We start from the raw sequence: 20,914 nt of genomic DNA, 5'->3' as shown, positions 1-20,914 counted from the left end.
CGGGCTAAAGTAATCCGGCGCGTGACACAAAAGAAAATGGCGAACCCGAAGGTTCGCCGTTTGCTTTACTCTGCCGCTTTCAGTGGTGATGTGGGCGGTTGGGCCGGGTCCCACTCGGGTTTCGAGTGCGGGTCGTACTCTGGCGGAGCGTCATCTTCCCATATCACCTCGGTCGCTTGCGCCTGACGCGCCGCCTTGCCAATCGCCATATCCTGCGCAATCTGACTGGACCGACCGGCCGTGGCACGCGCCAGAAGTTTACCCAACCACACGACATAGGTCGACACCCACACCCGCAGCGCCAGCAACGAGGGCGTCACGATCAGTGTCAGAACCGTCGCGATGCCAAGGCCAAACACAACCGCGGTGGCAAGCTGTTTCCACCACAGAGCAGTGGGGCTGTTGATCGAATACCCACCGCCGATGAAATCAAGCGAAAGGCCAAACATCATGGGCGTCAGACCCGCCATCGTGGTCAATGTAGTTAGCAGGACGGGGCGGATACGCGCCTCGGCCGTGCGAACGATCGCCTCAATCCGGGGCATGTAGCGGCTGTACTCTTGGTAGGTGTCGATCAGAACAATGTTGTTGTTCACCACAATCCCTGCCAGCGCGACGATGCCCGTGCCCGTCATGATGATCGAAAACGGCTGCTGCATCGCAATCATCCCGATCAGCACCCCAGTGGTCGACAGTACGACCGCCAACAGCACCAGAACCGAGTTGTAGAACGAGTTGAACTGCGCCAGCAAGATCACGAACATCAGACCCAACGCGCCCATGAAGGCGTTCACCAAGAAGGCACCGGACTCGGCCTGATCTTCCTGGTCACCTGTCCACTCCCAACTGATCGCGTTCGAGAAGGGACCGGTGTTCAGCCACTCAGTCAGGGCCGCGATCCGCTCGTTCGGGTTGATAAGCTCAAGACGTGCTGCGCCCGTTTCGATCGCATCACGCACATCTTCTACGGTCTCTGCTTCAGTCAGTTGAAACAGCTCATACGTCGCGCCATTGGTGCCGATGATGGCTGCGCCGTTGGGCTCCGCGTCGTCTTCAACCGCGCGGATGACGGCCAATTGTTGCTTTTGTCCATCGGGACCATCAACAACCACCTTGGACAGCCCCGCTTCCACATCCGCTTTCACGTCGTAATAGCGTTGCTGGTCGATCCGGTTTATCTCGGCCAGTTTGGCCACCGGCTGACGGGTAATGAAGTTGGACAGCGGCACCAAACCGTCAGGCGTGCGAACCTTGAGCGAGTCGAGGGTCGACAAAACCCGGTCCTGCTCGGGCAGGCGCACGCGGATTTCAACCTCTTCATCGGTGTTATCGGGGCGCATCTCACCCAGCAGGATGCCACGCGTGACAAGCTGCACCATCGCGCCGACAGTGGCGACATCAGCGCCGAAACGTCCCGCCTTGGCGACGTCCACGTCAATCTGCCAGTCGATGCCGGGCAAGGGCAAGGTGTCTTCGATCTTAATCAGGCCGGGCGTTTCCTCAAACACCGCGCGGGCGGATTGGGCAGCAGCGGTCAGCTCTTCCCACCCGTCGCCTTTTATGCGCAGATGCACGGGCTTGGCCGAAGCAGGACCTTGTTCCAGCGGCAGAATCTCGACGATGAATCCCGGCAACTTTGCAAGCTCAGCGTTTAACTCATCCAGAACGTAATCACCGTCATACTCCGGGTCGATGATCTGGCGTTCGAACAGGCCAAAAAAGACAGGCTCAGACACATTGGGTCTGTCTTCCCACGGTGTAATCTCGAACTGAACACGTCCTACCGTGTCAGCAGGTGCGGAAAGCCCCCCATCGTTCTGGCTCAAACCACCTTCACCGGCAAAGGCAAACACGTTTGTGACAGCCGGGTGGGCGCTGATCACTGCTTCGGCGGCCACCACCAGCGCGTCTTTTTCCTGTAGCGACAGGTTGCCTCGTGCGCGGACGTAAGCTGTCGCTTGCTCTGGCTCGGTTTCAACGAAGAACTCAACACCCCGGTTGTTGGCCATGTAGTACGACATCACGCCCATCACGCCGAAGATGACGACCACAATCGAGACGATTGGCATGATCGGGTTGCCCACCAGGAACTTGATCACTCGGCCAAACGGCGTTCGCTCGCGTGCGCTGTGTACGCGTTCTTCCTGCTTGCGTTCGATCCGGGCCGCGCTGAGGGTGACTGATCCGGCAAACCCGCCAAGTATGAACAGGAAGGCGCCAAAAATCACGCCGCCGGCCGCGTTTTCCGGCAGCAGATAGCCGGGGTTCAACATCTGCATCGCCCCAAGGAAAATCATGTACAGCGCCGGAGGCACCATAACCGCACGCACCCACCAAGGAGCAACAGCACGCAGCCAGTTGGAGGTACGGTCAAAAACTCGGCTCAGACGACCAGAAACGCCGCCCACGACGGGCAGGTAAATCAATGCAACGATCAGCGATGACGACAGAACGAAGATCAGCGTGATCGGCAGCATCTTCATGAACTCGCCCGGAACGCCCGGCCAGAACAGCATGGGCAAGAAGGCGCAGAGCGTGGTGGCAGTCGACGACACGATGGGCCAGAACATCCGTTGGGCCGCCTCAACATACGCATGCATCGGACCAATGCCTTGCTTGATACGCTTGTCGGCGTATTCGACCACAACAATGGCACCGTCGACCAGCATACCCACAGCCAGGATAAGCCCGAACATCACCATGTTCGAAATGCTGACGCCCATAACGGCCAGAAACGCGAAACTCAGAAGGAATGAGGTCGGGATCGCAAAACCCACCAACAGCGCAGCGCGCGTGCCCAACGACGCCAGAACCACGATCATCACCAGCGCAATAGCCGTCAGGACAGAGGCTTCAAGCTGGCGCACCATCGAGTCGACGATACGGCTCTGGTCGTTTGATGTTCCAACGTCCACAGCGGCACGCAGTTCGGCGGGCCACTTTTCCTGCGCAGCGGTCAAGGTTGTTTTAACGTCGGCAACCGTGTCGATCAGGTTGAAGCCTTTCCGTTTGACCACCTGCAACGCCACAGTGGACTCGTTGTCAAAACGCGCCGTGCCTTCCCGGTCTTCAAATGTGTAGTTGATCTGCGCAAGCTCACCCATCGTTACAACGCGATCGCCGTTAACCTTTACGGGCAGGCTGTACACATCCTCGGCGGTTTTGAACGAAGAGGGTATCTTGACCGAGAATGTCCCCTGCGCCGTATCAACCTCACCCGCGGCAATCAACTGGTTGTTGTTCCGCACAACGTTGATCAACTCATCGGCTGACACGTTGTAGGACTCCAGCCGCAGGGGGTCGATGATGACCTCCAGCAACTCGTCACGATCACCGGCAATACCTGCTTCGAGCACGGAATCCAGAGATTCAAGATCATCCTGCAAGTCGTTGGCGATGCGCGTCATTGTGCGTTCGGGAACGGCGCCGGTCAGGTTCACGATGACGATGGGAAACTCAGACAGGTTGATCTCGGTCAGTGAGTACTGCTCGGCCCCTTCGGGAAAATCAGCCTGCGCGGTGTTCATCGCATCGCGCACATCTGCCATGATCGCGGTTTTGTCCCAGCCGAAATCAAACTCAAGCGCGATCCCGGCATAACCTTCGGCTGCGGTGGCGGTCATCTCTTTCAAACCGTCCAAATCCGCCAGTTCGGTTTCCATCGGCTTGATCAGCAGATTTTCAGAGTCTTCGGCAGAGATACCGGGAAACTGGACCGACACGAACAGGGCCGGGATTTCGATGTCCGGTTCGCCCTCTTTGGGTAGGCCGACATAGGCAAACCCACCAACGATCAGCGAGATCGCGATGAAAGCAAGAACCATACGGGCCCTGTTGGCGGCCCAAGCGACAAGACCTGTCATTGCGTGTGTTCCCTAAAAGTGGGATTGACCATGACACCCTGTGTCACGAATTCTTGCCCGACAACAATAATATCCGTGGTTTCCGGCAAACCGCCGACCCAGACACCTTCGGCCGTATCCCGCAGCAGCTTGATCGGCATAAATTCGACGATGTTACCTGCGCCTACGGTGCGAACACCGACCTGACCTTCGTTGTTCAGGGTTAACGCGGATTGAGGCAGCAGATGGGCCTTGGTCCCTTCGGCCGAGATGCGGATATCGGCGGTTTGACCGTCGCGGATCGTCAACTCGGGGTTGGGTACGGTGATCTCGACCTCGAACGTACGTGTCGTTTCATCGGCGGAGCGGCTCAGGAACGTCACGCGGCCCGTGACCTGAAGGCCAGTGACCAGTTGCGCCGTTGCCTCGGAGCCCACAACAATTTTGTTCACATCAACTTCGGGTACGAAACCGACCAGCTTGATTGGGTCCAGTTGAATAACGGTTGCACACAGCGATCCGGGCTGCATCAGGCTGCCCAGTTCTGCGGTGTCGCTTTCCAGAAGACCCCTGAAGGGCGCTTCGATGGTCAGGCGGTCGATCTCGCGTTGCGCGGCCTCGACCTCGGCGATGGCGGCCTCGATCCCGGCGCGTGTTGCCTCCAGTCCCGCCTCGGCAGTTTTTACACCTGCTTCAGCCGACCGCATGACAGCCTCGCTGGAAATACGTCGGGTTTCCGAGCCGAACCCGGTTTCCGATAGGCGTTGGGCGGCGGTCAGATTGATCTGCGCCTCGGCCACAAGGGCATGCGCCTCTTCCAGACGTGCCTCGGCCTCGGGGATGCGACTTTCCGCTTCTAGCCTGGCAGCCCTGGCTTCCGCCAGGCTGGCAGGGCGGGTGCTTGGGTCCAGTTCGCACAGCAGATCGCCTGCTTCGACAAACGCGCCTTTTCGCTTGGGCTCTGAAATCACGGTTGAGCTCGTTTCAGCCAGCACTTCGACCTGGCGATTGGCCTTCGTCTGGCCGCGCAACGTCAGGGCGCTGTCAATTTCTCGTGCAACCGAGCGCAGGGCAACCACGCCGATAGCTTGCTGCTCCGAAGCGGGATCAGCAGCAGATTCGCTGGCGTTTGCTGCGTCTGGCGCAGCCTCACCGCGACCTGCAAAGGCAAACAATGCGTCGCGTTCGAAGATCAGCAAAAATAATGCTGCAACTACCAAAATCGCATTTATGAATGAAATCAGACGCATACGGGGCCTCGTTCAGAACTAGATGCCAATATTACTGTGGCGCGCATGTTAATAATTGGGGTCAGGCATGCACCTTTTCTACGCTGAACTGAATAGTTTGGTTTGCTTTTTTTCGCAAGGGCGGCATGACGACGCGAAAATGCGCGAATTCCGGGCCTTGGCTTGGCGGGAACGCCGGGGTATGACATGGCGCCATACGAAAAGCACGCAGCCCGAGGAGCAGGCATGAGCGACGTCGACAGTTTCATTGATGAAGTGACCGAAGAGGTCCGGCGCGATCGCTTGTTTCTGTTACTGCGCCGATGGGGTTGGATCGGAGTTCTGGCGGTTGTCCTCATCGTAGGTGGGGCTGCATTCAACGAGTTCAGAAAAGCGCGCGCGACAAGTCAGGCAGAGCAGCTGGGTGATGAGATTCTCAGCGCTTTGTCGCAAAATGACTCAGCTGAACGCGCCAACAGCCTAGCAAGTATTGATGCGCCCACACCCGGTGGCGTTGCGGTTCTGAACATGCTTTTGTCTTCATCGCAGGTCGAAGCAGGGACACGCGAGGAAGCGGTTGAAAGCCTGAACGCGATTTCCGTTCAAGGGGATTTGCCGGAAATCTACCGTGCTATCGCTTCGTTCAAGGCACTGCTTTTGCAAAATGACACATTGCCGGTGGCGGACCGCCGGCAGCAGTTCGAAGCGCTGGCCGCCCCCGGCGCTCCGCTGCGGTTGTTGGCCGAAGAACAGCTGGCGCTCATCGATATAGCTGAGGGGAATGCTGACGCTGCAATCGACCGCCTGCAGGCAATACGACAGGATGCAGAGGTTGGCGTGGATCTTCAGCAGCGCGCGGCTCAGTTGATTGTTGCCCTTGGCGGCGAACCGGAGCCGCTGGTGGCCCAGCAGGGCTGACGCGGTGGCAAAAAGAATGACAGGCGAGTTCGGAGCATCATGGTGACAAGTCTTTTCTCCCGCGTTGGATTGTCGGTTGGGGCGCTATCTCTGATGGTGCTCGCGGCCTGTGAAGAACCCGAGGTCATCTTGCCCGGTCCGCGCGAGGATATTCGCCCCACGTCGGACAATGCTGCGGTTGTGACACGCGGCTCAAAACCGATAAGCCTGCCCGCACAGTCTGCGAATGCCGGGTGGTCGCAAAGCCCCGGCACTCCTGCATATCGGACGAACAACGCGGCCCTGCGCGCGACTCCACAACGGATTTGGTCTGCCTCGATCGGAGACGGGGATTCCCGCAAGCGCCGCATCACGGCTGAGCCTGTCGTCGCCGGGGGGCTGATCTATACGCTGGACGCTGGCGCGACCGTTTCCGCTGTCACACCCGCGGGGCAGGTCGCCTGGAGCACGGACCTGATCCCAGCATCTGACGGTGACTCGGATGCGACGGGCGGCGGGATGGCCTATGCCAACGGTGCTCTTTACGTGTCTTCGGGGTTTGGCCGGCTGTCGGCGCTGGATGCAAAAACCGGAGCGATCAGGTGGCAGAACCGGCTGAACGCCACCGGCAGCGGCGCACCGTTGGTCAATGACGGTCTGCTGTACCTTGTTGCGGGCGATGAAACCGGCTGGGCGGTAAATACAAAAGATGGCCGTATTGCCTGGCAGATTCAGGGCACGCCCAGCGTTGGTAACGTTTTGGGGGCTCCGGCCCCGGTGATTGCGTCTGATCTGTCGGTCTTTGCGTTCGGTTCGGGTGATATTGCGGCAACCTTCCGCAGGGGTGGAATTCGGCGCTGGAACGCTTCGGTCGCGGGCGGACGCCGCGGACGTGCGGCGGCGCAAATCGTGGACGTGACCGGTGGGCCGATGGTTGTGGGCAACACGATCTATATTGGCAACCATTCGGGCCGTACCGTTGCCTTTGACGCCGGATCGGGCGAGCGACTGTGGACTGCGAACGAAGGTGCCGTGGATACCGTTTGGCCTGCGGGCAACAGCCTGTTCCTGATCAGTGACCGTAGCCAGTTGGTGCGGTTGGACATCTCGGACGGGTCTGTCGTTTGGACGCAAGACTTGCCGGGTTTCGTAAAGGACAGGCCGAATCGTCGCGGTCCGGTCTTTGCACATTATGGCCCGATCCTGGCCGGAGGACGCATCGTGATCGCCTCGAATGACGGGTTCCTGCGCTTCTTTAACCCGGTGGACGGAACGCTTGTAAACCGTGTTGAAGTGCCGGGTGGCGCCACCACAGCCCCCGTTGTGGCCGGACAGACGCTGTATGTTGTCTCGACCAAGGGTGATCTACACGCTTTCCGTTGACGGCAAGATGCGCTAAACGGCGCGTCTGAGTCTTGAAAGTTGAGTATCATGTCGCTGACCGTCGCCATCGTGGGGCGCCCGAATGTGGGCAAATCCACTCTGTTCAACCGCCTCGTGGGCAAACGTCTGGCCTTGGTCGACGACCAGCCCGGCGTGACGCGTGACCTGCGCGAAGGCGAGGGGCGGCTGGGCGACTTGCGGTTTACCGTGATCGACACGGCAGGGCTTGAGGACGCAACGGATGACAGCCTGCAGGGCCGGATGCGCCGCCTGACCGAGCGTGCGGTGGACATGGCCGATGTCTGCTTGTTCATGATCGACGCGCGGGTGGGCCTGACGCCCACCGACGAGATGTTCGCCGAGATTCTGCGCAAGAGGTCCAAGCACGTGATCCTTGCCGCGAACAAGGCAGAAGGCAACGCGGCGGATGCTGGTGTGCTAGAGGCTTACAACCTCGGCCTTGGCGAACCGGTGCGCCTGTCGGGCGAGCATGGCGAAGGAATGACCGATCTTTATGCGCAGCTGATGCCCCTGGCCGACGCGGCGGATGAACAGGCAGAAGACGACGCGCCGGAAATCGATATCACGTTGGATGAAGATGGCGAGGGCGAAACCCCGCAGATCACCGCAGCCAAACCGTTGCAAGTTGCGGTTGTAGGGCGCCCGAACGCCGGAAAATCCACCCTGATCAATAAGATCATCGGCGAAGACCGTCTGCTGACCGGACCCGAAGCTGGCATCACGCGCGATGCGATCAGCCTGCGTATCGACTGGGCCGACCCCGATGGCGACAGCACGCCAATGCGAATTTTCGACACGGCGGGCATGCGAAAAAAGGCCAAAGTGCAGGAAAAGCTGGAAAAGCTCTCGGTTTCTGACGGGCTGCGCGCAGTAAAATTCGCCGAGGTTGTGGTGGTTCTGCTGGATGCCGCTATCCCGTTCGAACAGCAGGACTTGCGCATCGCCGACCTGGCAGAGCGTGAAGGCCGCGCTGTGGTTGTTGCTGTCAACAAATGGGACGTCGAAGAGAACAAGCAGGAAAAGCTGCGCGAGTTGAAAGAGGCTTTCAACCGCCTGCTGCCACAGTTGCGTGGTGCGCCATTGGTGACGGTTTCGGCCAAGACTGGCCGTGGGCTGGAACGCCTTCGCGCGGCTATTCTGCGGGCCCATGATGTCTGGAACCGGCGCGTTCCGACGGCCGCGTTGAACCGCTGGCTGACAACCATGCTGGAACAGCACCCGCCGCCAGCGCCGCAAGGTCGTCGGATAAAGCTGCGCTATATGACCCAGGCCAAGACCCGTCCGCCGGGCTTTGTCGTGATGTGCTCGCACCCGGATAAGATGCCGGACAGCTATACGCGGTATTTGGTAAACGGTCTGCGTGAAGATTTTGACATGCCCGGAACCCCCATCCGCCTGACATTGCGCGGGCAGGGTGACAAAAACCCGTACAAAGGACGGCGCAAGAAAAACGCGGGCGCGCTGGCCAAACATCTGAAGGGCCGCGCGTAACTGCGCCAATTTTCAGCGTTTTCGGTGGAAGGGCGTGACAGGCCCGTTGCCGCAGGCTAGCATTCGCCTGCGTGCATGCGTTTTGTGCGCGCCACTTGAACACGAGGAAGATGCAAATAATTTCGCTATGATATTAACTTGGCCAAAGGTGGGGCAAGCTGAATGAATTTGCGGGAATACACACGGCAGTATGCGGTTCAGGACAACAGACTTGCCGCGTTAAGTTATTTTGGAACCTTTGCTGTCTATTTCGGGTCATTGGCACTGGCAATTGCTTATGTTGATCGCTGGTACATAATGGTCCCGGCAGGGGTTGTATTCGCCTTCTCAGCCGTACGCCTTTATGTTTTGCAACATGATTGCGGTCATCATTCGCTGTTTGAAACGCGGGCGCAGAATGAGTGGGCCGGGCATGGATTGTCTCCGTTCACCTTTGCACCGTTCGAGGTGATGAAGCAAAACCACAATCTGCATCATGCGGGGATCGGCAATCTTGAGCACCGTGAGACAGGCGAAATCCACACCATGACGCTGCGGGAATGGAACACAGCAAACTGGCAAACGCGACTGTTCTATCGCCTCTACCGCAACCCGTTCATTCTGGTTCCGGTCGGCGCGTTGTTTACATATTTCATTCGCTACCGCTGGCCTAAAAATACGGTGCGGTTTGGGGTCAGAGGCGTGCTGCTGCACAATCTGTCGATCGTCGTATTTCTTGGGCTTCTTTTTCTTATCGCAGGGAGCACGGGCATTTTGGTCTGGCTAGTGTTTTCTCTGTTGGGCGGGATGTTGGGTGTCTTTCTGGTTTACCTGCAGCATAACTTTGAAGACACGTACTGGGATCGCCGTCCGGATCTTGACCCGCAACTGGCGGCGCTGCAGGGATCGTCTGCATTGGACTTTGGCTGGTGGTTCGACAATGCCGTGGCCTGTATAACGCTGCATGACATTCACCACTTCAATTCACGCATCCCCTCGTATCGCTTACGCGCGTGCCACTATAACCTTCCACCCGAATACACACCGCGCCGGATCAAATTCCCAGAGGCGGTGGCGGCGTTGAATTTGAAACTTTGGGATGAAGACGCAAAACGCCTCGTGCCCTTTCCCAAGAGCAGTCGCGCTAGTAGTCTTGCGCAGACCAATTGATAAACAGGAATGATATCAGGCCTATCGGCTTGCCGAAGTGTATATCCTCCGTATATACAAGAATAAATCAGGGAGAAAGGAAGGCCTCGTAATGACTGCAGTGACCGACGTTAACGGTGTAGGAGAAGCGCTTGGGCAGGCGCTGATTGCCAATGGATTCAAGACCGCCGAAGCCGTCGCAAGTGCCAGCCCCGACGATCTGGTCAAAGTCCCACGCATAGGGGCCGCGCGCGCATTGATCCTGATCGCTGCAGCGAAAGAGGCGATTGCCACTAAACCCGCGGCGAAAAGTTCGGCTGCGGCCAAGACAGCGGCAGCAAAACCGGCAACACGCCGAGCGCCAGCGCGCAAACCTGCAACCCGCAGACCTGCAGCCAGAAAGACCGTAGCGGCCGCTGCGGCTGAAAAACGCGCTGAAGACGCGGCACGCAAAGCAGCCGAAGAAAAAGCCGCAGCCGAGGCCAAGGCCCGTAAAAAGGCGAAAGCCAAGGCCAAGGCTGAAAAGGCAGCCAAAAAGCTGCAAGAGATGGAGGCCGCATTCTCGAAGGCCAAGGATAAGGTGAAAGCCAAGGTCAAGAAGAAGGATAAGAAATCCAAGAAAGGCGGTAAGAAAAAGGACGACGCCAAGAAGGATAAAAAGAAAGACAAGAAGAAGGATAAGAAAAAGACGAAGAAGTAATCCTTCTTCGCCTTGCGTTTCTTGTTGAACCGGCACCGCGAAGCGCGGTAGCCGGTTTTTCTATGCCAGCGTACCGTCGACTTGCAGCGTCAGTTTACCACCTAAATAGGGCGCAAGGACCTCGGGCAGGGTCACTGTACCGTCCGCATTCTGGCCATTTTCAAGCACGGCGATCAGACACCGTCCGACCGCGAGCCCCGAGCCGTTCAACGTGTGAACGTACTCTGGCTTACCACCAGCTTCGGGACGGAAGCGTGCATTCATTCGGCGGGCCTGGAAGTCACCGCAGGTTGAGACCGAACTGATCTCACGATAGGTGTCCTGACCGGGCAGCCACGCTTCGATGTCGTAGGTGCGGCGCGCACCAAAACCCATATCGCCCGTGCACAAGATGACGGTGCGATAGGGGATGCCAAGCTTCTCCAAAATTCCCTCGGCGCAGCGCAACATGCGTTTTTGTTCGTCATCCGATTTGTCCGGATGGGTGACCGAGACCATCTCGACCTTTTCGAACTGGTGCTGACGCAGCATACCGCGCGTGTCTTTGCCGGCCGATCCGGCCTCGGAACGGAAGCACAGGGAATGCGCGGTATAGCGGCGCGGCAGATAGCTTTCTTCGATCATCGTGTCGTTGACGATATTGGTCAGCGAAACCTCAGAGGTCGGGATCAGCCACCAGCCTTCGCGGGTCTGATAGCTGTCTTCGCCGAATTTCGGCAATTGGCCTGTGCCTTGCATCATTTCAGACAACACCAGGACGGGGCCATTCACCTCGGTCAGACCGTTTTCGTTGATATGCGTGTCCAGCATGAACTGCGCCAGGGCGCGGTGAATGCGGGCAACGCCTCCGGACAGCAGCACAAAGCGCGAGCCCGAGAGTTTGGCAGCGGTTTCGAAATCCATCCCATTCTGAACGGCTTCGATTTCGAAGTGCTCCTTGGGCGCAAATCCCAGTTCCCGCGGAGTACCCCAGCGGTTAATCTCGACATTGTCGGCCTCATCCACGCCTTCGGGCACATCATCGGCGGGCAGGTTAGCGATACGGATCAGCTGGTCGGTCAGCAGAGCGTCGAGATCCTTGGCTTCGGTCTGCATACGCGCGACTTCTGCCTTTTTCTCTGCCACCAATGCGCGAAGGCGTTCGAATTCGGCCTCATCACCGCGCCCTTTTGCGGCACCCACCTCTTTCGAGGCTTTGTTCTGTTCGGCCTGCGCGGTTTCTGCCGCCAGAATCTTGGCGCGGCGGCTTTCGTCCAGCCGCAGCAGGTCTGACGACACCGGCGCGTCCCCACGGCGCGCAAGGGCGGCGTCAAAGGCGGCTGGGTTTTCGCGAATGGCGCGGATGTCGTGCATGGTTCAGGTCCTTAATGCGTGAATCACTCGCGTCGCTTATGCACCATCTGGAGAGCAGGGTGTAGCACCGGTTACGACTTGTCGGCATCCGCGTGCGTTTCATGCGCCAGGTGGCCATCCCATTCCACCGCCGGGATTTTCGGCTCGGGTGGATCGGCCATGTAAGATGGCGTCATGATCTGCACGTTATTTTCATTGAAAACAGCCACGATGTTGCGGTGCAGGTCGGATTTGATCTTTGGAATGATACTGCCGCGCGTGGTATAGCCATTGATCTGATAGTTGATCGCGTAATCGGCCAAAGCGGTCCACAGCACGAATGGTTCGGGCCTGATCTTAATTCCATTGGTGCGATTGGCGGCCTCGATCAGCATCGCCTCAACCTTTTCGGGCGGTTCCTCGTAGCCGATGCCGACGGTGGTATGCAGCAACAGACCGCTACCGTCGGTTTTCTTGGAAAAGTTTACCACGTCCGAGTTCATCAACTGTGCATTCGGAATCGAGATGAGTTCATTCTTGATGGATTTCAGATGCGTCTCCATCAGTTTGATTTGCACCACATCGCCGATGTGATCCCCGATCTGGATGCGGTCCCCGATCGAGGTAGAGCGGCGATAGATCACGAACAATCCCGCCAGCATATTGGACACGACCGAGTTCGCGCCCAGTGATAGCATCGCGCCGACCAGAATGGTCAACCCTTGGAAGGCCGCCGAATCCGACCCGGGAATGTACGGCACTGCAAAGACCAGCGCGATCAAAATCACCACGACCCGGGCGATGTTGAACGTCGGATTGACCCAGTGCTTCTCGAAATCGCCGATGACGAACGAGCCTGCCTCGACCGCATCGAAGAACACGCGCATGCCTTTGATGATGTACATCGTGACCCAGGTGATCAGGCCCAACATGATCAGATTGGGGATGTATCCGATTATGCCCTTGAAGATCAGCAGCGCTGGCTCGGTCAGGTAAGTCAGCAGCAACTGCGCGAAATAGCGTGTCTCGGCAAACGCCAGAAGGACGAACGAGAGGTAGTAGTAAAAGCCGACGAAGAAGATGACCAACAGCACGAAGTTCAGGGCGTAGCGGACCAACGCGGCAATCGCTTCGGCCTGTACGCTTTTGGCGGTGGCTGTTTCCACGTCGCGCAAATACCGTTTGACGAATTTCAGCGTGCGGCGCCGGATGCGTCGGTACAGCCATAGGATCGCTACGCTAAACACCACAAAGCCAAACGTCCAGGCCGCGGCCTCGATGGCGCCAGAGACAAGAGCCTGTTCGGTCCGGTTGGCGCGGTACGAGATGATGGCATCCTCGATGGCTTCGCCATGCAGAAGGCTAAGAACGTCCAGTTCCATCTGCTCCAGTTCGGCATCGGCCGCAGTGACCAGGGATATAATTTCCCCGTCAGCAAGGATGCGGATACCCAGATCGGTCTCTTCGAAGGAGATGTCGACGGTTGGGTTTTCGGACGCCTCGGCGACCTCGACGATTACGGTCTGAAGACGCTCGGCCCGCTCAGTGGCGGGCAGGGCGCTTGAGCCGCGCAGAAAGAACAGCGTATCGCCGTCAACGATTACCGGAGCCTTGAAAACTTCTGAGTCGCTGATCTCGGTCTCGCCCGGCTCGGTAGAAGTCTCCTGCGCAAGGGCGAAGGAGGACAAAAGCAGGATTGCGCAGGCTGCGCGCAAAAGATGCACCAGCAACTCGAAGGGTTTGAAGTTCCTTGGCATTCGTCCTCCTCGCCCCTGACTATATCCAAGTCAGCATACGTTCCTAGGACATATCTGCAACGCTTCGAAACATCCTGAGGGCCGGGCATGGAAATCCGGCACATTCCGATACGGCCTTTGCTTGCAAACAGCCGCTTCAAAGCATAGGTTCTCGCAAAATTTGCGGCGCTCGTTCGCAACTCCAAACCAAAAGGAATATCCCATGGAAGGTGGCGCAATCGCCCAGTTTCTCCCGCTGATTCTGATCTTTGCGATCATGTATTTCCTGCTGATCCGTCCGCAGCAGAAGAAGATGAAACAACATCAGGCCATGGTCGATGCCGTGCGCCGAGGCGATCAGGTGGTCACCCAGGGCGGCGTGATCGGCAAAGTTTCGAAGGTCAAGGAAGGCGAGAACGAGATTGAGGTCGAGATCGCCGACAACGTGAAGGTCCGCGTGGTCAAGTCAACCATCGCTCAGGTTTTGAATAAGACCGAACCGGCGAAGTAACTTCGCGCGACAATTCCTTGAAAAGGCAGGGTAATGCTGCAAATTGATACCTGGAAGCGGGTTCTGATCTGGCTGGTCTGCGTGACTGGCCTGCTCATGGCTCTGCCGAATGCGTTTTACACGCGCGTCGAGCAATCCAATGATGCCAAAGTCGAAATTGAACTTGGCATCGACACTCCGGAATTACAGGCCGAGGCGGCGCAGTGGCCCAATTGGCTGCCGTCCTCTTTGGTCAATCTTGGTCTGGACTTGCGCGGCGGTGCGCATTTGCTGGCCGAGGTGAAGGTCGAAGATGTGTACGAATCTCGGATGGAGGCGATGTGGCCGGAAATCCGGGACGCTCTGCGGGATGAACGTGCCACTGTCGGAACGATCCGCAAGCAGGAGTCGGCCCCGGATGAGATTCGCGTACGCATCAGCCAGCCCGACGGCATGTCGCGCGCGCTGGAAGTGGTGCGTGGCCTTGCGCGACAGGTGCAGACCCTGACCGGAGTGGGGGCTACAGATATCGAAGCCCGCGCTGAGGGTGACACGATCGTCGTACAGCTCTCAGAGGCTGAGAAACTGGCCTCTGATGACCGTACTGTTCGGCAGGCGCTGGAAATCATCCGGCGTCGTATCGACGAGGTGGGCACGCGTGAGCCGACGATTCAACGTCAAGGTGCCCAACGCATCCTGATTCAGGTACCCGGTATAGGAAGCGCGGGTGAGCTGAAAGAAATCATTGGCACAACCGCGCAACTGACCTTCAACCCGGTCGCTGGGCGCGGAACCGATCCGGATGCAGTACCGGGTATCGGGCAAGAGATCGTGCCATCCATTGATGAAACGGGTGTTTACTACACGTTGGAATCCGCTCCGGTCGTAACTGGTGAGGAATTGGTAGATGCGCAGCCTTCGTTCGATCAGAACGGTCGCCCTGCGGTCAGCTTCCGGTTCAATACCTCGGGTGCGCGCAAATTTGGCGACTATACGCTTGAAAATATCGGCGCGCCCTTTGCCATCGTACTGGATGATGAGGTGATATCAGCCCCCGTGATCCAAAGCCATATTCCGGGCGGGTCGGGTATTATCACCGGGAATTTCACAGTCGAAGAAAGCACCAATCTGGCCGTCCTGTTGCGTGCCGGTGCTCTGCCTGCGGGGATGGAGTTCCTGGAAGAACGCACCATCGGCCCCGAGCTGGGGCAAGACAGTATCGACGCGGGTCAGGTGGCGACGGTCGTCGCTTTTGTCGCGGTGCTGGTCTTCATGGGGCTGAGTTACGGTCTGTTCGGCGTTTTTGCCAACATCGCGCTTATCATCAACGTGGGGCTTCTGTTTGGTCTGCTTTCCTTGATCGGTGCAACGCTGACATTGCCTGGTATTGCGGGCATCGTTCTGACCGTCGGCATGGCGGTCGACGCAAATGTGCTGATCTTTGAGCGTATTCGTGAGGAATTGAAATCGGCCAAAGGCCCGGCGCGCGCGATTGAACTGGGCTATGAAAAGGCACTGTCGGCGATTTTGGATGCCAACGTGACAACGTTCATTACCGCCGTGATCCTGTTCGCCATGGGCAGCGGCCCGGTGCGCGGGTTCGCGATTACACTTGGGCTGGGCATCCTGACGTCGGTCTTTACGGCGATCTTCGTGACTCGCCTGATGATCGTGATGTGGTTTGAACGGCGCCGTCCGAAAATGATCGAGGTTTGACATGAGACTGAAACTCGTACCCCAAAACACCTCGTTTGATTTTTTCAGCCGCTGGAAGGCTTGGCTGGGCATTTCGGGCGCATTGATGATCGTGGCGTTTGTGTCGTTCATGCTGCAAGGGCTGAACTTCGGTATCGATTTTCGTGGCGGGACGACGATCCGGACCGAAAGCGCGCAAGTGATTGACGTCGGCGCATATCGCGACGCCATCGCGCCACTGGAATTGGGCGACGTTTCGATCACCGAGATTTTTGATCCGACGTTCGGGCCGGATCAGAATGTCGCAATGATCCGCATTCAAGCGCAAGAAGGGGCCGAGGCCGTATCGGCTGCCACGGTTACAGCTGTGGAACAGGCGCTGAAGGCCGCGGCGCCCGATATCGAGTTTGCATCCGTTGAATCTGTTGGCCCTAAAGTCTCGGGCGAGTTGATACAGACCGCGGTAATCGCCGTTGTGTTGGCTATCGGCGCTGTGCTTGTCTACATCTGGCTGCGCTTTGAATGGCAATTCGCGCTTGGGGCTGTGGCTGCTCTTGTCCATGACGTGATTCTGACCATTGGCATCTTTTCGGAACTGCAAATTCGGTTTGACCTGGCAATTATTGCGGCGTTGCTGACCATCGTGGGCTATTCGCTGAACGACACTGTGGTTGTCTTCGACCGCGTTCGTGAGAACCTGCGGAAGTACAAGAAAAAGGACCTCAAAGAGGTTCTGAACATCTCGATCAACGAAACGCTCAGCCGGACCGTGATGACCTCGGTGACGACGCTGCTGGCTCTGATCTCGCTCTACATATTGGGCGGTGACGTGATCAGAGGGTTCGTTTTCGCGATGATCTGGGGTGTGATCGTGGGGACGTATTCCTCGGTCTTCGTGGCCTCGACCATCCTGCTTTGGCTGGGGGTCAAACGCGACTGGTCGAAGCCGTCCAACACTTCAGGCAATCAGTTTGCCAATATCGACGCCTGAGTTTTTCGGCCAGTCCCCAACGGGGCTGGCCGTTGTTCTTTTTGCGGCATTTGTCGGCGGTGTGGTCCGCGGCTTTTCGGGCTTTGGAACTGCGTTGGTATTTCTTCCGATCGCTGCCCCTTATCTTGGCCCATTTGGTGCCTTGATTGGCTTGACCATCATGGACATCTTCGGCCCATTGCCGAACCTGCGCCGCGCCTGGCTTGTCGTGGATCGGGGCGATCTGCTTCGCTTGCTCTTGGGCTGCGTGTTTTTTATGCCGCTTGGGCTGTGGGTGCTGACGCAAGTTGCGCCCGAGGTTTTCCAATATGCAGTCAGCCTTTTGGGGCTTTCGATGTTGGTCGTCCTGATCCTTGGGGTTCGCTATCACGGCCATGTTGGCCGCGTCATGGTTGCTGGCATCGGCGGGGCCGCTGGGTTTCTGGGCGGCGCGGCGGGATTGCCCGGTCCGGCGGTGATCCTTTTCTATATGTCGCGCCCTCTGCCGGTCGACGTTATCCGCGCAACAATTCTCTTGTTCCTGTTTGGATTCGATTTCCTTCTTCTTGGGTTTTTGACGGGGATGGAGCGGGTGACGCTGGCTGCATCGGCTCTTGGTTTCGTGCTGGCCGTACCTAATCTGCTGGGCAATTGGCTGGGCGGTTGGTTGTTCAGGCCACAGCACGAAAAGCTTTACCGGGGTGCTGCTTATCTAACGATTGCCGGAGCGGCCTTGTCTGGCCTACCGCTTTGGGGATAGAACACGCTCATGCGCTTAAACGAGATTTCTTATACCAACGCGGCCCCGATTGACGGGTATGGCCCCGGGTTTTTCCGGATTGGCGGGCAGGTTTACCAGGGCGGTGTTGTGACTGGTCCTGACGGAACGGCCTCTTGGGGTGGATACACTGACGACACCCCGTTGCTGGCGCTGGCTGACGCGGTGGATGTTCTGTTCATCGGTACGGGTGCGGACCTGTCGCATATTCCGGCTGACCTGTGCGCGGCGCTTGAAAACGCTGGGCTGGGGGTTGAGATCATGAACTCTCCGGCTGCGTGCCGCACGTATAACGTGCTGTTGTCGGAAGGGCGGCGTATCGCGTTGGCCGTGTTGCCTGTCTGAGTCGACTAAATCCCCTGCGTCAAATCTTGTCTTTTGCCCCTGACGGCAATGAGATAAGCGGGACTTATGACATTAACTGTGACCGATCTGGCCATCGCCCGTGGTGGCGTTCCCGTGCTTGAAGGCCTGAGCTTTGCGCTGCATCCGGGTAAGGCGCTGATATTGCGCGGGCCGAACGGGATCGGCAAAACCACCTTGCTGCGGACGCTGGCCGGGTTGCAACCACCACTGGCCGGCCAGATTGATGGTGCTGAAGATCAGATCGCCTATGCCTCGCATTCCGACGGGTTGAAGCCGACGTTAACGGTGATGGAGAACCTGACGTTTTGGGCGTCGGTCTTTGGGACAAAGGGCATTCAGCACGCGCTCGACGCCTTTGCGCTTAACGCGTTTTCTGATCGCTACGCGGGCAATCTTTCAGCGGGGCAGAAACGACGTCTGGGTCTTTCGCGGATGCTGGTGACAGGGCGGCCGATCTGGGTGCTGGACGAGCCGACCGTTTCGCTTGACCGCGATGCCGTACAGATGTTCGCTGAGGCCGTGCGTAATCATCTGGGGCAGGGCGGATCGGCCCTGATTGCAACCCATATAGACCTGGGCCTGGACGGTGACGTATTGGACGTCACCCCGAACAAAGCCAAGCCGCAACCCATCGATGATCTCGACGGAGGTTTCCTGTGATCGCCCTACTGCTGCGCGACCTCAAGCTGGCCTTCCGCGCGGGTGGAGGCTTTGGCCTTGGTCTGGCGTTTTTCCTGATCGTGACGGTCTTGGTGCCGTTTTCAGTTGGGCCGCAATCCTCATTGCTGTCGACCATCGCGCCAGGTGTCTTGTGGCTGGGCGCGCTGTTGGCGTGTCTGTTATCACTGGACCGGCTTTTGGCGCTGGATTGGGAGGACGGCTCGCTGGATCTTCTGGCAACCGCGCCTCTGCCGCTGGAATCCGTGGTCACGATCAAGGCGCTGGCCCATTGGCTGACCACCGGCCTGCCGCTGGTTCTGGCCGCGCCATTTCTGGGGATATTGTTGAACCTCCCGGTGCCGGGGTTCTTCTGGTTGGTCATCTCGCTGCTGGTCGGCACTCCGGCCATGAGTGTGATCGGCACGTTTGGTGCGGCCCTGACCGTTGGCCTGAAACGAGGAGGCCTCTTGCTGTCACTGCTTGTGCTGCCGCTTTACGTGCCAACGCTGATTTTCGGGGCCGAAGTCGCGCGCCGCGGAGCCACTGGGATGGAGACCCAGACCCCCCTATTGATGCTGGCCGGAATTACAGCGGCTACTATCGCGCTATTGCCCTTCGCAAGCGCTGCCGTTTTGCGTATTAACCTTCGATGACGCGGTCAAACTTTGACGGATGTCAATTGAGAACGAACAAGAGTCGGACTAAATAACACCCATGTCGATCGCAGCCAAAGCCAACTCCCTCTGGGAATATGCCAACCCGCGGAAATTCCTCGCGACTAGTGAGCGGGTCTTGCCGTTTTTCTGGATCACTTCGGCAGTCTGTGTCGTGGTTGGGCTGGTGTGGGGGTTCTTTTTTACACCGGATGACTACAAGCAGGGCTCGACCGTAAAAATCATCTACTTGCATGTCCCGGCGGCGTTGATGGCGATCAATTGCTGGCTGATGATGCTGGCCACGTCTTTGATTTGGCTGGTGCGGCGGCACCATGTCAGCGCGCTGGCCTCACGTGCAGCGGCCCCGGTGGGCATTGTCATGACCCTTATTGCGCTGGTGACCGGCGCCATTTGGGGCCAGCCGATGTGGGGTACCTGGTGGGCGTGGGATCCCCGCCTGACCTCGTTCCTGATCCTGTTTCTGTTCTATCTTGGCTATGTCGCTTTGTGGGAGGCGATCGAAGACCCCGATACCGCCGCTGATCTGACCTCAGTCCTGTGTCTGGTTGGGTCCGTTTTCGCGTTGCTCAGCAGATACGCGGTGAACTTCTGGAACCAGGGTTTGCATCAGGGCGCGTCGGTAATGCGTGTCGCTGCGGTGACCGGTGCGGACTCTGAAGAGAAGGTAAGCAACGTTTATTTCTACCCGCTGTTGCTTTGCATTATCGGGTTCGTGCTGTTGTTCATTGCATTGGTCTTGTATCGCACCGGCACTGAAATTCGGGCGCGGCGTATCAAAGCGCTGCAAGCGCGGGAAAGGGTAAGCGGATGATGCCCGACCTTGGGAAATATGCTGACACGGTTTTGTGGTCTTATGCGGCGTCGATTGTTCTGCTTGTATTGCTGCTGGTGATCAGCGTGGTGCGCGGGCGAAGAGTGCGTGCCGAGATGGAGAAGATCGAACGAAGGATGACGCGCGATGGCTAAAATTTCTCCGCTGATGATTGCGCCGCCTCTGATCTTCGGCGTATTCGCGGTAATGGCTGGCTTTGGTATGTTTCGCGACGACCCGGATGCGTTGCCTTCGGCGCGGGAAGGGCAGCCGGCACCGCCTGTTGTGCTGACCGAGTTTCCGGGGAAAACTATATTTGATGATGCCACCCTGCGCGACGGTGAGGTCAAGCTGGTCAATTATTGGGCGAGCTGGTGCGCGCCCTGCCGGGCTGAACACCCCAACCTTGAGGCGCTGTCCAACGAAGGCATCCCCGTCTACGGCATCAACTACAAGGATAAGCTGAACAACGCTAAGGCATTCCTGACTGAGCTGGGTGATCCTTACCGGGCGATCGGACAGGATGAAAACGGCCGAATGGCGCTGGACTGGGGTCTTTACGGCGTGCCCGAGACCTACGTCATCGACGGAGACGGTACGATCATCCTGCGTTTTGCCGGACCCATCACCCAACGTGTCATCGAAAGCACGATCCGACCTGCGTTGGAAAAGGCGGCGGGAAGTTAGTGCTTCGCACGTTGCGAACGC

General features: G+C 58.1%; 19 protein-coding genes. 15 read left to right on the top strand and 4 right to left on the bottom strand.

Going from position 1 to position 20,914, the window contains the following annotated elements; translation table 11 throughout:
* Window positions 1-65: 65 nt before the first annotated feature.
* A complete protein-coding gene (locus AVO44_RS02600; RefSeq protein ID WP_068332085.1) occupies window positions 66-3,863 on the bottom strand; it encodes an efflux RND transporter permease subunit in 3,798 nt (1,265 codons plus the stop codon).
* Window positions 3,860-5,092: an efflux RND transporter periplasmic adaptor subunit gene (locus tag AVO44_RS02595; protein WP_068332082.1), complete on the bottom strand. Its 1,233-nt coding sequence runs from the start codon at window positions 5,090-5,092 to the stop codon at window positions 3,860-3,862. Before AVO44_RS02595 ends, AVO44_RS02600 begins: the two co-directional genes overlap by 4 nt.
* A gap of 225 nt (window positions 5,093-5,317) precedes the next feature.
* Between AVO44_RS02595 and AVO44_RS02590 the strand changes: the two genes are divergently transcribed.
* From AVO44_RS02590 to AVO44_RS02570, 5 genes are all read left to right on the top strand, one after another.
* Window positions 5,318-5,989 (top strand): hypothetical protein, encoded by a 672-nt coding sequence (locus tag AVO44_RS02590; RefSeq protein ID WP_068332079.1) that lies wholly within the window; start codon window positions 5,318-5,320, stop codon window positions 5,987-5,989.
* Window positions 5,990-6,028: 39 nt separating this feature from the next.
* Window positions 6,029-7,351, top strand: coding sequence for a PQQ-like beta-propeller repeat protein (locus tag AVO44_RS02585; protein ID WP_068332077.1), 1,323 nt, complete (start codon window positions 6,029-6,031; stop codon window positions 7,349-7,351).
* Window positions 7,352-7,399: 48 nt separating this feature from the next.
* On the top strand, window positions 7,400-8,863 hold the full coding sequence (gene der, locus AVO44_RS02580) for a ribosome biogenesis GTPase Der (protein ID WP_068332075.1): 1,464 nt from the start codon (window positions 7,400-7,402) through the stop codon (window positions 8,861-8,863).
* A 162-nt stretch (window positions 8,864-9,025) separates the two neighbouring features.
* Window positions 9,026-10,012 (top strand): fatty acid desaturase, encoded by a 987-nt coding sequence (locus AVO44_RS02575; protein ID WP_068332072.1) that lies wholly within the window; start codon window positions 9,026-9,028, stop codon window positions 10,010-10,012.
* 91 nt (window positions 10,013-10,103) lie between these two features.
* A complete protein-coding gene (locus AVO44_RS02570; RefSeq protein ID WP_068332069.1) occupies window positions 10,104-10,691 on the top strand; it encodes a helix-hairpin-helix domain-containing protein in 588 nt (195 codons plus the stop codon).
* 60 nt (window positions 10,692-10,751) lie between these two features.
* On the opposite strand, the gene serS is transcribed toward AVO44_RS02570, so the two are convergent.
* Both serS and AVO44_RS02560 read right to left on the bottom strand, forming a co-directional pair.
* Entirely contained in the window at window positions 10,752-12,044 is a 1,293-nt protein-coding gene (gene serS, locus AVO44_RS02565; RefSeq protein ID WP_068332066.1) for a serine--tRNA ligase, read from the bottom strand.
* 71 nt (window positions 12,045-12,115) lie between these two features.
* A complete protein-coding gene (locus tag AVO44_RS02560) occupies window positions 12,116-13,780 on the bottom strand; it encodes a mechanosensitive ion channel family protein (RefSeq protein ID WP_068332064.1) in 1,665 nt (554 codons plus the stop codon).
* A gap of 202 nt (window positions 13,781-13,982) precedes the next feature.
* On the opposite strand from AVO44_RS02560, the gene yajC reads away from it, so the two are divergent.
* The 10 genes from yajC to AVO44_RS02510 all read left to right on the top strand — a co-directional run bounded on the left by yajC (window position 13,983) and on the right by AVO44_RS02510 (window position 20,893).
* Window positions 13,983-14,270, top strand: a complete 288-nt coding sequence (yajC, locus tag AVO44_RS02555) for a preprotein translocase subunit YajC (protein ID WP_068332061.1) — start codon at window positions 13,983-13,985, stop codon at window positions 14,268-14,270.
* A 33-nt stretch (window positions 14,271-14,303) separates the two neighbouring features.
* Window positions 14,304-15,965 (top strand): protein translocase subunit SecD, encoded by a 1,662-nt coding sequence (secD, locus tag AVO44_RS02550; protein WP_068332058.1) that lies wholly within the window; start codon window positions 14,304-14,306, stop codon window positions 15,963-15,965.
* 1 nt (window position 15,966) lies between these two features.
* Window positions 15,967-16,935: a protein translocase subunit SecF gene (secF, locus tag AVO44_RS02545; protein WP_068332055.1), complete on the top strand. Its 969-nt coding sequence runs from the start codon at window positions 15,967-15,969 to the stop codon at window positions 16,933-16,935.
* Entirely contained in the window at window positions 16,916-17,674 is a 759-nt protein-coding gene (locus AVO44_RS02540) for a TSUP family transporter (protein WP_068332052.1), read from the top strand. Before secF ends, AVO44_RS02540 begins: the two co-directional genes overlap by 20 nt.
* 9 nt (window positions 17,675-17,683) lie before the next feature.
* Window positions 17,684-18,037, top strand: coding sequence for an Mth938-like domain-containing protein (locus tag AVO44_RS02535; protein ID WP_068332049.1), 354 nt, complete (start codon window positions 17,684-17,686; stop codon window positions 18,035-18,037).
* 66 nt (window positions 18,038-18,103) lie between these two features.
* Window positions 18,104-18,718: a heme ABC exporter ATP-binding protein CcmA gene (ccmA, locus tag AVO44_RS02530; RefSeq protein WP_068332045.1), complete on the top strand. Its 615-nt coding sequence runs from the start codon at window positions 18,104-18,106 to the stop codon at window positions 18,716-18,718.
* Window positions 18,715-19,371 carry a heme exporter protein CcmB gene (gene ccmB / locus AVO44_RS02525; protein WP_068332042.1) on the top strand — a complete coding sequence of 219 codons (657 nt, stop codon included), beginning with the start codon at window positions 18,715-18,717 and terminating at the stop codon, window positions 19,369-19,371. The genes ccmA and ccmB overlap by 4 nt, the downstream gene beginning before the upstream one ends.
* 61 nt (window positions 19,372-19,432) lie before the next feature.
* Window positions 19,433-20,206 (top strand): heme ABC transporter permease, encoded by a 774-nt coding sequence (locus AVO44_RS02520; RefSeq protein ID WP_068332038.1) that lies wholly within the window; start codon window positions 19,433-19,435, stop codon window positions 20,204-20,206.
* On the top strand, window positions 20,203-20,361 hold the full coding sequence (gene ccmD, locus AVO44_RS02515; RefSeq protein WP_205626518.1) for a heme exporter protein CcmD: 159 nt from the start codon (window positions 20,203-20,205) through the stop codon (window positions 20,359-20,361). Before AVO44_RS02520 ends, ccmD begins: the two co-directional genes overlap by 4 nt.
* Window positions 20,354-20,893, top strand: coding sequence for a DsbE family thiol:disulfide interchange protein (locus AVO44_RS02510; protein WP_068332035.1), 540 nt, complete (start codon window positions 20,354-20,356; stop codon window positions 20,891-20,893). The genes ccmD and AVO44_RS02510 overlap by 8 nt, the downstream gene beginning before the upstream one ends.
* Window positions 20,894-20,914 lie beyond the last annotated feature (21 nt).

Source organism: Ruegeria profundi, assembly GCF_001507545.1.
Classification (GTDB): domain Bacteria; phylum Pseudomonadota; class Alphaproteobacteria; order Rhodobacterales; family Rhodobacteraceae; genus Ruegeria; species Ruegeria profundi.
Note: the sequence above shows the minus strand (reverse complement) of the source record. Positions and strands in the feature narration are given on the sequence as shown.

Coding starts and splice junctions, on each gene's coding strand:
- AVO44_RS02600 (WP_068332085.1), bottom strand. CDS start 3,863: ATGACAGGTCTTGTCGCTTGGGCCGCCAACAGGGCCCGTATGGTTCTT.
- AVO44_RS02595 (WP_068332082.1), bottom strand. CDS start 5,092: ATGCGTCTGATTTCATTCATAAATGCGATTTTGGTAGTTGCAGCATTA.
- AVO44_RS02590 (WP_068332079.1), top strand. CDS start 5,318: ATGAGCGACGTCGACAGTTTCATTGATGAAGTGACCGAAGAGGTCCGG.
- AVO44_RS02585 (WP_068332077.1), top strand. CDS start 6,029: ATGGTGACAAGTCTTTTCTCCCGCGTTGGATTGTCGGTTGGGGCGCTA.
- der (WP_068332075.1), top strand. CDS start 7,400: ATGTCGCTGACCGTCGCCATCGTGGGGCGCCCGAATGTGGGCAAATCC.
- AVO44_RS02575 (WP_068332072.1), top strand. CDS start 9,026: ATGAATTTGCGGGAATACACACGGCAGTATGCGGTTCAGGACAACAGA.
- AVO44_RS02570 (WP_068332069.1), top strand. CDS start 10,104: ATGACTGCAGTGACCGACGTTAACGGTGTAGGAGAAGCGCTTGGGCAG.
- serS (WP_068332066.1), bottom strand. CDS start 12,044: ATGCACGACATCCGCGCCATTCGCGAAAACCCAGCCGCCTTTGACGCC.
- AVO44_RS02560 (WP_068332064.1), bottom strand. CDS start 13,780: ATGCCAAGGAACTTCAAACCCTTCGAGTTGCTGGTGCATCTTTTGCGC.
- yajC (WP_068332061.1), top strand. CDS start 13,983: ATGGAAGGTGGCGCAATCGCCCAGTTTCTCCCGCTGATTCTGATCTTT.
- secD (WP_068332058.1), top strand. CDS start 14,304: ATGCTGCAAATTGATACCTGGAAGCGGGTTCTGATCTGGCTGGTCTGC.
- secF (WP_068332055.1), top strand. CDS start 15,967: ATGAGACTGAAACTCGTACCCCAAAACACCTCGTTTGATTTTTTCAGC.
- AVO44_RS02535 (WP_068332049.1), top strand. CDS start 17,684: ATGCGCTTAAACGAGATTTCTTATACCAACGCGGCCCCGATTGACGGG.
- ccmA (WP_068332045.1), top strand. CDS start 18,104: ATGACATTAACTGTGACCGATCTGGCCATCGCCCGTGGTGGCGTTCCC.
- AVO44_RS02520 (WP_068332038.1), top strand. CDS start 19,433: ATGTCGATCGCAGCCAAAGCCAACTCCCTCTGGGAATATGCCAACCCG.
- ccmD (WP_205626518.1), top strand. CDS start 20,203: ATGATGCCCGACCTTGGGAAATATGCTGACACGGTTTTGTGGTCTTAT.
- AVO44_RS02510 (WP_068332035.1), top strand. CDS start 20,354: ATGGCTAAAATTTCTCCGCTGATGATTGCGCCGCCTCTGATCTTCGGC.